This is a genomic window from Amycolatopsis orientalis DSM 40040 = KCTC 9412, assembly GCF_000478275.1.
GTDB classification, from domain to species: Bacteria; Actinomycetota; Actinomycetes; order Mycobacteriales; family Pseudonocardiaceae; genus Amycolatopsis; species Amycolatopsis orientalis.
This window is the reverse complement of sequence record NZ_ASJB01000057.1, coordinates 162,110-175,844: the sequence shown is the minus strand read 5'-3', so window position 1 is coordinate 175,844 and position 13,735 is coordinate 162,110. Positions and strand designations below refer to the sequence as shown.

The 13,735-nt window shown below is 67.7% G+C and carries 12 protein-coding genes; 1 reads left to right on the top strand and 11 read right to left on the bottom strand.

All coding sequences use genetic code 11. The features are described from left to right. Positions 1-167: 167 nt before the first annotated feature. From L324_RS19385 to L324_RS19370, 4 genes are read right to left on the bottom strand one after another with little or no spacing between them, the layout of a single operon-like run. Positions 168-1,469, bottom strand: coding sequence for a Gfo/Idh/MocA family protein (locus L324_RS19385; protein ID WP_037310078.1), 1,302 nt, complete (start codon positions 1,467-1,469; stop codon positions 168-170). A 33-nt stretch (positions 1,470-1,502) separates the two neighbouring features. Beyond that, positions 1,503-2,366 (bottom strand): SGNH/GDSL hydrolase family protein, encoded by an 864-nt coding sequence (locus tag L324_RS43630; protein WP_051173975.1) that lies wholly within the window; start codon positions 2,364-2,366, stop codon positions 1,503-1,505. A gap of 18 nt (positions 2,367-2,384) precedes the next feature. Further along, positions 2,385-4,181, bottom strand: coding sequence for a rhamnogalacturonan lyase (locus L324_RS19375; protein WP_037310075.1), 1,797 nt, complete (start codon positions 4,179-4,181; stop codon positions 2,385-2,387). Between the two features lie 24 nt (positions 4,182-4,205). Next, on the bottom strand, positions 4,206-5,198 hold the full coding sequence (locus L324_RS19370; protein ID WP_037310072.1) for an SGNH/GDSL hydrolase family protein: 993 nt from the start codon (positions 5,196-5,198) through the stop codon (positions 4,206-4,208). A 422-nt stretch (positions 5,199-5,620) separates the two neighbouring features. Here L324_RS19370 and L324_RS19365 point away from each other — a divergent pair, with 422 nt between their 5' ends. Beyond that, a complete protein-coding gene (locus L324_RS19365; RefSeq protein WP_037310069.1) occupies positions 5,621-6,559 on the top strand; it encodes a pectate lyase family protein in 939 nt (312 codons plus the stop codon). 174 nt (positions 6,560-6,733) lie between these two features. On the opposite strand, the gene L324_RS19360 is transcribed toward L324_RS19365, so the two are convergent. The 7 genes from L324_RS19360 to L324_RS19330 are packed head-to-tail and all read right to left on the bottom strand — an operon-like array spanning position 6,734 to position 13,693. Continuing rightward, positions 6,734-8,014, bottom strand: a complete 1,281-nt coding sequence (locus L324_RS19360; protein ID WP_161780866.1) for a pectate lyase family protein — start codon at positions 8,012-8,014, stop codon at positions 6,734-6,736. Beyond that, a complete protein-coding gene (locus L324_RS19355) occupies positions 8,011-8,937 on the bottom strand; it encodes a DUF6807 domain-containing protein (RefSeq protein ID WP_037310066.1) in 927 nt (308 codons plus the stop codon). Before L324_RS19355 ends, L324_RS19360 begins: the two co-directional genes overlap by 4 nt. Further along, positions 8,925-10,043 carry a Gfo/Idh/MocA family protein gene (locus L324_RS19350; RefSeq protein WP_037310064.1) on the bottom strand — a complete coding sequence of 373 codons (1,119 nt, stop codon included), beginning with the start codon at positions 10,041-10,043 and terminating at the stop codon, positions 8,925-8,927. Before L324_RS19350 ends, L324_RS19355 begins: the two co-directional genes overlap by 13 nt. Then, complete coding sequence (locus L324_RS19345) at positions 10,040-10,588, bottom strand: DUF624 domain-containing protein (protein WP_081736405.1); 549 nt, start codon at positions 10,586-10,588, stop codon at positions 10,040-10,042. Before L324_RS19345 ends, L324_RS19350 begins: the two co-directional genes overlap by 4 nt. 5 nt (positions 10,589-10,593) lie before the next feature. Then, positions 10,594-11,430 carry a carbohydrate ABC transporter permease gene (locus L324_RS19340; protein ID WP_037310060.1) on the bottom strand — a complete coding sequence of 279 codons (837 nt, stop codon included), beginning with the start codon at positions 11,428-11,430 and terminating at the stop codon, positions 10,594-10,596. Continuing rightward, positions 11,427-12,410, bottom strand: a complete 984-nt coding sequence (locus L324_RS19335; RefSeq protein WP_037310057.1) for a carbohydrate ABC transporter permease — start codon at positions 12,408-12,410, stop codon at positions 11,427-11,429. Before L324_RS19335 ends, L324_RS19340 begins: the two co-directional genes overlap by 4 nt. Before the next feature lie 2 nt (positions 12,411-12,412). Beyond that, positions 12,413-13,693: an ABC transporter substrate-binding protein gene (locus L324_RS19330; protein WP_051173974.1), complete on the bottom strand. Its 1,281-nt coding sequence runs from the start codon at positions 13,691-13,693 to the stop codon at positions 12,413-12,415. Positions 13,694-13,735 lie beyond the last annotated feature (42 nt).

The window sequence follows — 13,735 nt, the reverse complement described above, 5'->3', positions numbered from 1 at the left end:
ACCTGTCGAAGCGCTTCGACGACACGATAGGACCACGCGGCCGGTCAACACAACGTCTTGACCGGCGACTCCCCCGCCTCTAAGGTCAGACCATTTTCGCCCTGTCCGTTACAGATGGTCATGAGCGTCTCGTGAGTGGTAATGACGGTTCTAACCGTCATTACCACTCACGAGGGCATTCCGAGTTCGGTCACGAGAGCGCGGACGTCGATCGCTTCACCGGTCGCGATGGAGCGGTTCGCCGCCAGGCCGACCGCCAAGGACCACATGCCCGCCAGGTGATCGGCCTCCCCCTGACCTCCTGCCAGCAGTTCGGCGAGCATCCGCTCGTCGCCCCCGCCGTGGCCCGCGCCGACCGGGCCGTCGAAGATCGTCTCGGGCGGCGCCCAGTGCCGCTGCAGCGTCAGCCTCGCCCGGTTCCCGGCCTCGTCGTCGGCTCCCGGCGGAAGACTCACCGGGACCTCCCCCGGCGTGGCCGGACGGGCATGGTCGTTCGTCCGCACCGCGAGTTCGAGCCTGCCCTCACTGCCGGTGAACGCGACCCGGTAGCCCTCCCACGGTGAGTAGGCGACCAGGTGATAGCTCAGCTGGGGACCGCCTTCGTATCGCGCGAGCACGGTCATGTCGTCTTCGATGGTGATGCCCGGACCGAAGACGTTCAGGTCCCGCAGGTAGTGATCCTCCTGTTCGGCATCGCGGTACAACGCGCTCAGCCGGGGCGAGAACCCCAGGTCCAGCGCGAACGGGTCGCCGTCGGCCGCGCTGTCCCCCGTCGCCCGCTCGTACTCCCGGCGCAGACCGTGCCTGCCGCCGTTGTCCTCGCCGTAGAAGAACAACCGCCCCATCGCGAAAACCGTCTCCGGCCTGCTGCCGAGCCACCAGTTCACCAGATCGAAATGGTGACTCGCCTTGTGCACGAGCAGCCCGCCGGAAGCGGCCTTGTCCCGATGCCACCGGCGGAAATAGTCGGCACCGTGCTGGGTGTCCAGCAACCATTCGAAGTCGACCGAGCCGACGTCGCCGACGACCCGGTCCGCGAGCAGGTCACGGACCTGCCGGTGCAGCGGGTTGTAGCGGTAGTTGAACCCGACCGTCACCCGGCCGCCGGTCCGCCGCTGTGCCTCGAGGATCCGGCGGCATCCCGTCGCGTCCACGGCCATCGGCTTCTCGGTGATCACGGCACAACCCGCACCGAGCGCGTCCGCGATCAGGCCCGCGTGCGTATGGTCCGGCGTGCACACGACGACGACGTCGATTCGCTCCTTCTCCAGCATGGCCGTGAAGTCCTCCGCCGGGTAACACGGGACGGGTGCCCGTCCCGTCGCGCCGGTCAGCCAGTCGTTGTGCACGGCCATCCGGGTCCGGTTGCGGTCGCAGAACGCCGCCAGTTCGGCGTGCTCGGCGATCGCCCGGACGAACAGTTCGGCACGCGACCCGAGCCCGGCTATCGCGTAGCGGCGGGGAACCATGTTCGATCACCTTCCGTTCGGCCCGGGCAAAGGTCACCTGAGATAGGAGGCGAGGGGAATCTTCTGATCCCGCACCGCTTTCGCCACCACGCCCGCGATCTGCCGTGCTCCGGCGGCTTCGAAATGCGTGTGATCGGCACAGAAGAAGGCCCCCACCGGGCCCCGGGTGTAGTCCCCGTCGTTCGGACAGAACTTGAGCGAGTTGTACAACGTGTAGCTCAGCTTGTGCAGGTCGATCACCGGCACCTGGGCTGCCCGGCCGGCGGCCATGGTCTCGGTCAGGAATCCGCGGTTGCCGACCGCGGTCGCCCCGCTGCATGTGATCGCCGCGACCGGTGTCAGCAGCACGGGCCGGACCCCGCGGTCCTTGGCGGCCTTCACCATGACACCGAGGAGTTCCTGGTATCGCGCCGGGCCCACGTGCCGGGGGCAGGTGCGGCTCCCGTCGTTGATCCCGAACTGGATGAAGAGGTAGTCCCCCGCCTTCATCCCGGTCACCGGGTCGAGCATCGAGGTCCAGCGCTGGGCGTAGGTCTTCGGGCTGACCACGCATTCCCCGCCGGAATCCATGGTGCTCTGCACGTTCGACTCGTACAGCCAGGTCTGCACGCTCCGGCCGGCCACCGCGTTGTTGACCACCGTGACGTCGCCGGTGAACAACGGGCCGAACTGGTTGCCCCAGCCGACCGGGCAGCTGGTCCGGGGATCCGCCATCGTCGAATCACCCGCCAGCCACACCTTGATCTTGACCGCGGCCGGGTCGGCGGCACTCCGTTGGCCCGTACCGCCGGGGTCACAGACCGGCGCGGCCGAGGCGGCCGCTTCCCCGCCGATCGTCACCGGTAACAGCGCTCCCACGACCAAGGCGAGCAGCCATTTCCTCGAACGAATCCACATCGGACACTCCTGACTCGGTCACATCGCGAAACTCGGGTGGGGCGGCTGGTTGTAGGCGGTGTTCTGCCAGGCGACCGCGACCCGGTACTGGCGGTCCTGCATCAGCGACGGCCGGGAGATGCCGGTCGAGTCGGTCGTCGAGTAGATCCGCAGCGCCCGGTTGTCGGTCGTCGGCCAGATGACCTCTTCGCGCCAGTCACCGAGGATGTCCGCCGACAGCGCCGGAGTCGCCTTGGTGCCGTTGTTGGACCGCACCCCGGAGGCGGTCAGCAGGCGCGTGTCACCGCCGGTGCCGTACTTGTCGATATGGGTACCGTCGAGCAGTTCGCGCTGGGCGTCGCCGTCCCACCAGACCACGAAGTTCATCGAACCGGGTTTGCGGCTCGCCACCTGTGCGCCGGTCGCCGCACTGCGCAGCCCGCCGTCCGTCGACGACCAGATCTCCGCGCCGGGGTTGCCGGACCAGACGTCCGCCGCCACGCCGCGGCCGGTGTCACAGCCACAGGTCGGTGCCCGGTAGATGACCTGGCCGGTCCGGGCATCGTGCACGTCCATCGACGGCGCGGTCTTGGATTCGTGGACGGTGAACACCTCCAGCCCGGCACGGCTGGGCACCAGATCGCCGACGTGCATGGCGTCGCCGTGACCGAACCCGGTCCGGTACATCAGCGTGCCGTTGTCGTCGATGGTCGCCGAGCCGTAGACGATCTCGTCCCTGCCGTCGGCGTCCACGTCGGCGACGGACAGGTTGTGGTTGCCCTGACCGTAGGCACCGGTGTTGCTGTTCCCGGAGTCGTAGGTCCAGCGGCGGGTCAGCTGCCCGTTGCGGAAGTCCCACGCGGAGATCACCGAGCGGGTGTAATAGCCGCGGGCCATGATGATGCTCGGCCGGGAACCGTCCACATAGGCCGTCCCGGCGAGGAAGCGGTCGACCCGGTTGCCGTAGTTGTCACCCCAGTCGGCGACGTTCCCGCGCGCCGGGACGTAGTTCTCCGTATCGAGGATCGCGCCGTCGGTACCGCGGAAGACGGTCAGGAACTCGGGCCCGGTCAGGATGTAGCCGCTCGCATTGCGGTGATCGGCGCCGGCGTTGCCGATCACCTGCCCGGTTCCCGAGCGGGTGCCGTCCGAGGTCTTGACGGCGACTTCGGCGCGGTTGTCGCCGTCGTAGTCGAAGACCTGGAACTGCGTGTAATGCGCGCCCGCGCGGATGTTGCGCCCGAGGTCGATCCGCCACATCCGCGTGCCGTTGAGCTTGTACGCGTCGAGGTAGACGTTCCCGGTGTAGCCGGACTGCGAGTTGTCCTTGGCGTTACTGGGATCCCATTTCAGGACGATCTCGTACTGCCCGTCCCCGTCGAGGTCGCCGACACTCGCGTCGTTGGCGGAGTAGGTGTACGCCTCACCGGACGGAGTGGTACCGCCCGCGGGGATCTGCAACGGCACGTCCCTGGTGGCGGCCGCGACGCCCGCGTCGAAGGTCAGCGATTCCTCGGCACCCGCCGCGGCGGGCCGCTCGACGCCGCCGACGACCGCGCGCACCGAATAGCGCGCGTTCGCCGGAGCTCCCTTGTCCCGGTAGGTGGTCGGGCCTCCGACCTCGGCGACCTTCAGGCCGTCGCGGTAGACGTTGAACCGGACGCCGGGCGGGTCATCGGCGAGGAGGCGCCAGCTGACCTGGTTTCCCTCCGCGCCATGGATGTTGAGGACACCCCGGCCGAGCTTGTCCGGCCCTTGCGCTTCGGCCGCCATGACTGCGGCCGGTGCCAGTGCGACGGTCAGGGCGCCGACGAGGGCGATTACGAGCGTACGCATCGATCACTCCGTTCCACGGTTGTTTCAGCCCAGCAGCGGGGCGAGCCGATCGGCGATCTTGCGATGACCGGTGTCGTTCGGGTGGACGTTGTCGGCGGTGTCGGTGGCTTCGTCGATCCAGCCGGTGGTGTCGATATAGCGGACCTTGGTGTCGCCGCCGTCGGTCACCGTCTTGACGGCGGCCTTCGTCTCGGTGACGTAGCGCTTCCGGAAGGTCTGCATCGCGTGGATGGTCGCGTTGGGATACTTCGCGCGGATGTTGCGCAGCAAGGTCACGTACGCGCCGCGGAACTGCTCCGACGTCACCCCGTGCCCGACGTCGTTGGTGCCGAGATTGATCACCACGGTGTCGGCTTGGTAGCGCGCGAAGTTCCAGTTCGGCGAGTCCGGGGCTAAGCCGGTCCGGAGGAACCGCTGACTCATCCCGATGCACCCGTCGGAGGCCGGATACAGGCACGCGCCGCCCACCGCGATCTGGGTGTGCCCGGCGCGCAGCCGCTCCCCGACCAGCCAGCCGTAGGCGGTCAACGCCTGGCGGGAGGACCGCTGTCCGACGGTGATCGAGTCGCCGACGAACTCGATGATCCGTGACGGGACCGTCGGCGCCACGGTTCTGGCGCCCGGATCGAGGGTGACCCCTTGGAAGACCGCGTCACCGTGGTACGAACCCGCGACCGGGCGATACGACACCCGCAGGGTGTGCGTTCCCGCCGCGAGCGGCCTCGGCGTCAGGTTCGCCGTCCCACTGACATTCACATAGGACACGAAGGGGCCGCCGTCGATGCTCGCGAACAGATCGATCGCCCGCCGCTGGCGCAGTTTCACCGTGGTCCCGGTGAAACCGACCACGACGTACGCACCGGCCCACTCGGAGACATAGGCGCTCGCCGACCGCGTGTCCCACCGGCCGAAGTACTTGATGTTCGAATCGGTGGGCGACCCGTCCCCCGTCGCGGCCGCTGACTGCGGTGCCGCGGTCGCCACGACCGCCAGCATTCCGACTAGGACGGCGCACACTCTCGTACTCCATCGAGGAAAGCGCTTTCTCACGGACGTGGGCGACATGGTCATGGTTCTCATAAGGCACTCCATCGAGCCTGCAGAGTTCGCGGCGGAACATTTCGACGATGTTCGAGGACCCCACCGCGGAGTCGGCGGGGACCGAATTTCGAGGGGATCGTGAACGCGAGGCGCCGAGCCGGTTTCCATCGCTGCCACGACGATGCTAACCGAGGCGGCGCACCGAGACAATGGTTCGCCCGTTCGCCCGGTTCTTGGTGACCGGTTCGCGGTCACCACCTGACCGGACTGTTGACAGTCACCGCGGAGCCTGTTTACCGTCGGTCGGGAAAGCGCTTTCCGAACTCGGCGAAAAGTGCGTTTCCCCATCCCATCGACCCCAGGCGGGCATCGTGGCCCGCCCGGCGGGAGGAATCATCATGACGAAGAAAACCTTGCGTACGGCCATCGCCGTCACCGTGTTGGCGGCGGGGACCATCCTCGGTTCCCCACCGGCGACCGCGGCGTCGTTCGATCTCGCCGGCTGGGCGACCCAAGGCGACGGTACGACCGGTGGCGGCAGCGCGACGCCGGTGACCGTGTCGACGTCGTCGGCGTTGATCTCGGCCATGCAGTCCTCGAGTCCGGCGGTGATCCGGGTCTCCGGGTCCATCGCGCTCTCGGGAATGCAGAAGGTCGCCGCCAACAAGACGATCCTCGGCGTCGGCACCGGCGCCGAGATCACCGGCGGCGGGCTCAACATCACCAAGGTCTCCAACGTGGTCGTCCGCAACCTGAACTTCCGGAACTGGTCGGACGACGCGATCAACGTCCAGTACTCGACCAGGGTCTGGATCGATCACAACAGCTTCTCGAACGGCTACGACGGCGCCGTCGACGTCAAACGCGCGTCGGACTACGTCACCGTGTCCTGGAACAAGTTCAGCTCCCACGACAAGACGATGTTGCTGGGACACAGTGACGACAACGGCGGCGAGGATCGCGGCAAGCTCCGGGTGACCTACCACCACAACTGGTTCGCGGGCACGAACCAGCGCCACCCGCGGGTGCGCTTCGGGAACCCCGTCCACGTGTACAACAACTACTACGCCAGCGTCGGTTCCTACGGCGTAGCGTCCACAATGGAGGCCGGTGTCCTGGTCGAAGGAAACTACTTCGAGAACACGAAGGATCCGTTCCACCGCGGTGAAGGCAGCTCGCCCGCGGGCAGCCTGGTCGCCCGCAACAACCACTTCGTCAACTCCGGCGCCGGTGACGCCGGAGGCAGCGTGAAGAGCCTCCCCTACTCGTACTCACTCGACACGGCCGCGAACGTCAGTTCGATGGTCCGGAGCGGAGCAGGCACCGGCAAGCTCTGATCCTTCCATCCCGGGGTATCAACTGGGCTGAAGGGCGCTTTCCTCGCATCGCATGCGAGGAAAGCGCCCTTCGCCGCATGCGATGAGAGGAAAGGCCCCTTCAGCCTCGCGAAGCGCGAACGGAGGCTGGGCGGTACAGCGGGTCGTGAGTGGTAAGTGCCGTTAGAACGACACTTACCACTCACGACCACCCCGACCCACCCCGGCCTTTGCCAGCACTTCCCTCGGCACCTTCGCGGTGGCGTCCAGCCGCGGGACGAGCGTGGGGGTCCAGCCGACATCGGTGCCGAGATCCGGGTCGAAGGCGGCGTTGTGCGCCGCGACCACGTCCACCGGACGACCGTTCGCCAGGGTGCCGGTGGCGTGGAGCACCGTCCCCTTCCACCATTTCGCGAAGGTGCTCGGGCTCACGTCGTGGCCGGTCGCGAAGAAGTTGTTCTCGGCGTAGAGCTTCGACTCGAAGCCGATGCCCCAGGAGTATTCGAACGCGGTGGCCTTTGGGACGGCGTACAGGTTGTTATACACATGGACCTGCCCGAACCGGACCCGCGGCGCGCGTGATCCGAGGTTCTCGAACAGGTTGTGGTGCAGGGTGACCCGGAGCTTGCCGGCGTCGGCGTCCGGCCGGTCGGTGTTGCCGATCAGCAATGACTTGTCATGGTCGTGGAAGTTGTTGTAGGACAACGTCACCAGATCCGCACCGCGGACGACGTCGAGCAGGCCGTCGTGCACCTCGTACGGGCGTCCGAAGTGGACGTCACGCGAGGTGTTGCCGCCGTCGCTGAACTCGCACCGGTCGACCCACACGTGGGTGGCGCCCGAAAGCACCAGGTTGTCGTACTCCGAATTCCAGTTCCCGGCAGGCCCGTCCGTCGGATCCCACTGCGGGAAGCAGTCGTAGGCATCCTCGAACCGGAGATTGCGGATGATCACGTTGTCCACACCGGCCGCTCGAAGGGTCAGCCCGCGGAAGGTGGCGTCGTCGCCCAGACCGACGATCGTGGTGTCGGGCCCGACGTCGACGAACACCCGGCTCGCCTGATTGGCCTGCGACCTCGCGCGAGCCTCTTCGATCGGTCCGGAAGGCGGGACCTTTCCCCAGGTGGCCGGATCGTACTGAGTGAGATACGCCGGCAAGCTGTATCCGGGATCGGCGTACTGCTCGCAGGTCATGGGACGGTCGGCGTCGTCGGCATTGCCTTCGATGGTGCCGCGGACCTGGACGATCTTCGGCCCGGCGACGCGCAGCGCGGCGACGAGTTCCGAGCGGGTGTCCACTGTGTACACATGGTCGCGGGTGGCGGCCGAACCGCCGGTGGTGCCGGTCGTGGCGGCGGCCCAGCCGTCTCGTGGGCCGAGTTTTTGACGGCCGAGGTGCTCGAAGTCGGCGGTCGCGGGTGTCGCCGAAACGAGTCCCAATGCGAGTACGGCGGGGAGGATCTTGGCGAGCATCATCTGTTCTCCTCGTGCCGGCGGGGATGAATGCGCCGAGCGAGATAGTCTTCGATCCGGTCCTCCTCCCACCGGCCATCGGCGATGACGGCGTGATGCGTCAGGCCGAGTTCCTCGTCTGGTTCGAGCAGCAACGGCTCGTGGAAGGTCACCGCGAAGCTGACCACGGGGAACGGCGTCGTGCGGACGTACCACGGCGTGGGGTACACGGGATTCGCCGGGCAGTCCACGAAGACCACAGTGGACGCACGGAGGCTGACATCGTGCAGTCCGGTGAACGCGAGCCACGCCGCGCGCGTCCCCATCGCGTCGTCGCCGTGGATACCCGTCGAGGTGAGGACGCCGCCGCCGGTGAAGGACCGCGGGCCACGCCAGAACAGCCCGCCGTAGCCCGCGGTCGTTCGCCCTTCGGTCACCGGGCTACCCCAGCGCAACGGCGCCCCACTCGTGTTACGCACCCTGGTCTTCCAGGTGAGCAGCCAGGAACCGTCGAGGAAGTCGACGTCGCTGACCTCGACGGTGCGGTCCTCCGCCAGCCAACGCTCCCCCGCCCTGGTCTCCCAGTCGAGGCGATGCCGCAACCGCACCCGGCCGTCCTCGCATTCCGTGTGCTGCCACCGCACATGCCGCGTCGAGCCGTTGTTGTCGAGCGGGACGTATCCCCGGCCGCGGACGAACGTCCGGCCGCCCCAGAAGTTCTGCCCGGACAGGTTGGCCACGGTGAACTGCACGCCGTTGTGCCACGGGTGATCATGCGGCCGGACCGCGCTCACCACGTCGCCAGCCGTGGTCCTGAGCGGGTGCAGGTACGGTTTCGGCGAATCCGGCCGGGGCACGTCCGGTTCGACCACGTACTCCGCCAGGTCGACGTCGGCCGCCGTGACGACCACGCGGCCGTCCCCCTCGGTCAGGGTCAGGTCACCCATGGAACGCCCAGTTCGGAGAACAGTGCCAGCTCCTCGGCCGCGGACTCGACGAATTTCTCGACGTGACGCACGACGTACCGCTGTTCCGGCCCCTCGTCGGCGAGGTCGACCCATTCCGGCGCGATGGCTTTCGGCCCCGGATGGTCCCGGACCGCCTCGACGAACGCGGTGAACGCTCGCGTCTGGTTCAGCGGGGCGGCCAGCGGGGTCCCCTCTTCGACGTGCCGGACGAGGTTCCGCAGCAGGTCGGTGGGTGGTCCGGCCCGCATGGTCTCGCCGTTGATCTCCAGGCGGTCCGATCGGTACCACCACCTCGCGGCCCCCTCGGCGCCGTGCAGCACCACATACGGCTCGAAGACCTGGTCGGCACAGAGCGTGGCCGCGGCGACCACGTCGACGCCGTTGTCGAAGGTCAGCCGCGCGCACGCGGTGTCGTCCGCTTCGATCGGCCTGGCGCGGTGAAGTTCGACGTCGATCCGCCGCGGCCGCAAGCCTGCCGTGCCCGCCACGAGTGTCGCCGTGGCCACCGCGTGGGCGAAGGGATTGGTCAGCGAACCGTCCACAACGGACTTCCCGTCGAGGACACGCCGACCGGCCCAGCCGTTGCGCCGGTAGTACGAATCACGGCGGATCCACGCCCCGGCCGTGCCCACTCCCCGGGGTTCGCCCACGGCACCGGCTTCGACGGCCTCGCGCAGCACCGTCAAGGCCGCCGATCCGAAGCTTTGAAAGCCGACCTGGCATTCCACCCCCGCGGCGGACGCCCGTTCCGACAAAAGGTCGAAGGCCGCGAGATCGAGTACGGGTGGCTTTTCCAGCAGTACCTGACATCCCGCGTCCACGGCGGCGAGTGCGGCGTCCAGATGCGTATGCGGCGGGGTGGCGATCACCGCGATGTCCGGCTCGGCCTGCCTCAGCAACTCCTCGATGCTCGGTGTGAGCACGGCTCCGGGGGGCAGGAGGTCCGCCGACTCCGGTGAAGGATCCCGCACGTCACAGGCACCGGCGAGGACGATCTCCCCGTCGTCATGCAGGACCCGTGCCCGGCGCAGATGCACCAGCGCGTACCCGGCCGTCCCGAAGACGACCACCTTCGGCGCCGTCACGGGGCCGTCCCCGCGGCGGCCAGGGTCAGCGGCCCGGCCACGATCAGCAGCATCAGCGGCTGCATCCAGACCACGAATCCGGCCACTCCCACGGCCGCGGCGAGCAACGCCGAACCCCGGACGTCCCGGCTGAGATACACGGCCGTCCGCAGCGCCGCACGCCATCCTTCCCCAGGAGCCACCACGGAGCAGGTCCGCAGGACCACGACCACCGACGCGGCCAGCAGGAGCGCGAGCACCACCGCGAGCGACCGGCCGCCGGGAAGACCCGCTCCGAACAAGGCCAGGTCGGCGCACAGCACGGTGATCACCGCGACCGCGGCGGCGCTGAACGGGACTCCCCCTGGCAAGTGGCGGACGAACGCGTCGCGAAAGGCCGGGAACATCGGCGGCGAATCGCCGTCCCGCCACCTGCGGGCCACGGCACAGCCGGCCGCGAAGGCGGGTCCGGCGGTGACCACGGGCACCGATCCCAGGCATACGAGCATCCCGAGCAGGAGACAGTCGGAGAACTCCGTCAGCCGGTCGAGCCGCGTCGCCTTCATCGCTTTCACCCCTTCATCCCGCTGGTGTTCACGCCTTCGACGAGCAGGCGCTGGAACACCAGGAAGAACAAGACGATCGGCACGAGCGCCAGCGCAGACATCGCGAACATCGCGCCGAAGTTGGACTGGCTGCTGGTGTCCACGAACAGCCGGAGTCCCAGTGGGACGGTGAACTTCTCCGCGTCGTTGAGGTACACCATCTGCGTGAAGAAGTCGTTCCACGTCCAGATGAACGTGAAGATCGACGTCGTGACGAGCGCCGGTTTCGCCAGTGGCAGTACCACGTTCCAGAACGTCCGGTACACACCGCAGCCGTCGATGGTCGCGGCTTCGTCCAGTTCGCGCGGGATCCCGCGCATGAACTGAACGATGAGGAAGACGAAGAACGCCTCGGTGGCGAGGAGTTTCGGCAGGATCAACGGCAGGAAGGTGTTGGCGAATCCGGCCTGCTTGAAGATCACGTACTGCGGGATCAGCGTCGCGTGGTGCGGCAGCATCAGAGTCGCGATCATGAAGACGAACAGCGGCCCGGAGAACCGGAAACGCAGCCGGGCGAACGCGTACGCCGCCAAGGTGCACGAGACCAGGTTGGCCAGCACCGAGCCGAACGCGACGAGGAAGGAGTTCAGGAAGAACGTGCCGAACCCGATCCCCGCCGCCCCTTCCCAGCCCTGCCGGTAGCCGTCCAGCACGATTTCGCTGGGCAGCAGGCTGAGGCTGGACAGCACTTCGGCCGGCGGCTTGACCGACGCGAAAGCCAGCCACACCAGCGGATACAGCACCACCGCGACGGCGGCCACGCACAGGACGTGCCAGATGATCGTCTTCAGCCGGACGGTCATGACTTGGTCCCCGTACGCTCGTCACCGTAGAAGACCCACAACCGGGCGGACCGGAAGATCACCGCGGTGACGAGCGCGATCACGGCGAGCAGCACCCACGCCATCGCCGAGGCGTAGCCCATTTCGAAGTCCTCGAAACCGGCCTGGTACAGGTACAACGTGTAGACCAGCGCCGAATCGGCCGGGCCGCCGCGGCCGCCGCCGATCACGAAGGCGGGGGTGAACACCTGGAAGGCGTGGATGGCCTCCAGCACCAGGTTGAAGAAGATGACCGGTGAGAGCATCGGCAACGTGATGTGCCAGAACCTGCGCGTGGCACCGGCACCGTCCACTTCGGCCGCTTCGTACAGCTCGCGCGGGATCTGCTTGAGCCCGGCCAGGAAGATCACCATCGGCGCGCCGAACTGCCAGACCGTCAGGAGGATGATCGACCAGAGCGTGTACGCGGGGTCGTCGATCCAGCTGGGGGTGTCCCAGCCGATTCCCTCCAGCAGCTCGTTCACCGTGCCGCCTTCGGTGAACATCGCCCGCCACACCAGCGCGGCGGCCACACTCGCCCCGAGCAGGGAGGGAGCGTAGAAGGCCGCGCGGTAGAAGCCGTTCGACGCGGCGCGCGTGTTCAGCATCATCGCGACCAGCAGCGAAACGCCAAGTTTCAGCGGGACCGCGACGAGGACGTACAGCAGGGTCACCTTGACCGACTGCAGGTAGCGGTCGTCCTCGGTGAACATGTGGACGTAGTTGTCGAACCCGACCCAGCGTGGCGAGGTGAACAGGTCGTACTCGGTGAAGGACAGGTACAGCGAGACGATCATCGGCCCGACCGTCAGCGCGACGGCGCCGATGATCCACGGCGTGAGGAAGACGTAGGCCTGCGGCTGGTGATCGGCGCGGCGCCGTCGGGCCCCACGGGGGCGGCGATCCCGTGGGGCCGTCGGCGCCACCGACTTGGACGGCGGCGTTCCACGAAGGACGGTCATCCCTATTTCAGGTCCTTCTGTGCTTCGGACATGAACCTGCCGACGGCGTCGTCCAGGCTCAGGCGTTCGAACGCGACCTCTTCGTAGGTACGCTGCAGCAGCTTCTGGATGGCGCCCGCTCCCTTGGGCGGCACGGCGGGCGCGGGGCCGAGCTTCGGTTCGATCGCCGCCTCGTAGGCGAAGATCACCTTGTTCGTGCCGGTCGCCTCCGCTGCCAGCTGACCGCGGATCTTCAGGTTCGGCGGCAGCCCCCGTTCCGCGCCGAGGATCTTGCCCGCCTCGGGATCGTTGATCAGGAAGTTCACCAGTTTCGCGGATGCCTCCTGCGCCTTGCCCCTCGCCGAGACGGACAGGAACATCGCCGGCCGCCGGTACTGACCGGTGTTGGCGGGGTCGTCCGACGGGTAGGGCGCGACCGCGAGGTCCTTGCCGCGTGCCTTCTGGTAGCCGGGATACACGCTGTCATAAGCGAATTCCGCGTTCGTGAGCTTCTTGCCCAGCGGTGACTGCTCCGGTGAGGTGTTGTTGGACGCGGTCACGTCGGCGGACGACCCGGCCCTGGTGGTCCGGAACCTTCCGGCCAGCTCCCAGAAGGCGCGCAGGTCCCCGGCTCCGAAACCCAGTTCGCCTTTAGCCGTGTAGAAGGATTTCCCGTGCTGCCGCAACCAGATCTCCAGCGCGCTGTCCAGCAGCCCGAAGTCGGTCACGCCCCGGGTCGTGAACCCGCCGGCGGCACTGACCTTCTCGGCGGCCGCGCGGAAGGCCTCCCACGTCATCGGCTTGCCCAGGTCCACTCCGGCCGCCTGATACGCGTCCGGGTCGTACACCAGCGAAGAGGCGTTCTGCGCCCACGGGACGGCGAACCGCTTGCCGTCGATCGTCCCGGTCGCGGCCAGCTCCGGGTTGATGTCGGCGAGCGACACCTGCTTGCCGGCACCTTCGTCGAGGTCCAGCAGCACCTTCCGTTCCCCGTATTCGGAGAGGTACCGGGTGTCCATCGTCATCACGTCGGGCGGGCTTCCCCCGGCGGTCTGGGTCGCGACCTTGTCCCAGTAGGCGTTGTACGCCGAAAAGGTGGTGTTCACCTTGATGCCCGGGTTCCGCTGCTCGAACAGCTCGACGGCCTTCTTCGTGATCGTGGCCCGGCCGTCGCTTCCCCACCAGGCGAAGGAAATGGTCACCTCGCCACCCGCGCCGTCCGCACCGGATCCGCACGCGGCCAGCAGCGGCGCCACCGCGAGGGCGAGGATCGCCGACCGCACCCGGAGTCTCCGTGAGCTCATGCCCAGCTCCATCCCCAGTCACGCAACACCCACAGTCGCGCA

Coding starts and splice junctions, on each gene's coding strand:
- L324_RS19385 (WP_037310078.1), bottom strand. CDS start 1,469: ATGGTTCCCCGCCGCTACGCGATAGCCGGGCTCGGGTCGCGTGCCGAA.
- L324_RS43630 (WP_051173975.1), bottom strand. CDS start 2,366: ATGTGGATTCGTTCGAGGAAATGGCTGCTCGCCTTGGTCGTGGGAGCG.
- L324_RS19375 (WP_037310075.1), bottom strand. CDS start 4,181: ATGCGTACGCTCGTAATCGCCCTCGTCGGCGCCCTGACCGTCGCACTG.
- L324_RS19365 (WP_037310069.1), top strand. CDS start 5,621: ATGACGAAGAAAACCTTGCGTACGGCCATCGCCGTCACCGTGTTGGCG.
- L324_RS19360 (WP_161780866.1), bottom strand. CDS start 8,014: ATGATGCTCGCCAAGATCCTCCCCGCCGTACTCGCATTGGGACTCGTT.
- L324_RS19355 (WP_037310066.1), bottom strand. CDS start 8,937: ATGGGTGACCTGACCCTGACCGAGGGGGACGGCCGCGTGGTCGTCACG.
- L324_RS19345 (WP_081736405.1), bottom strand. CDS start 10,588: ATGAAGGCGACGCGGCTCGACCGGCTGACGGAGTTCTCCGACTGTCTC.
- L324_RS19340 (WP_037310060.1), bottom strand. CDS start 11,430: ATGACCGTCCGGCTGAAGACGATCATCTGGCACGTCCTGTGCGTGGCC.
- L324_RS19335 (WP_037310057.1), bottom strand. CDS start 12,410: ATGACCGTCCTTCGTGGAACGCCGCCGTCCAAGTCGGTGGCGCCGACG.
- L324_RS19330 (WP_051173974.1), bottom strand. CDS start 13,693: ATGAGCTCACGGAGACTCCGGGTGCGGTCGGCGATCCTCGCCCTCGCG.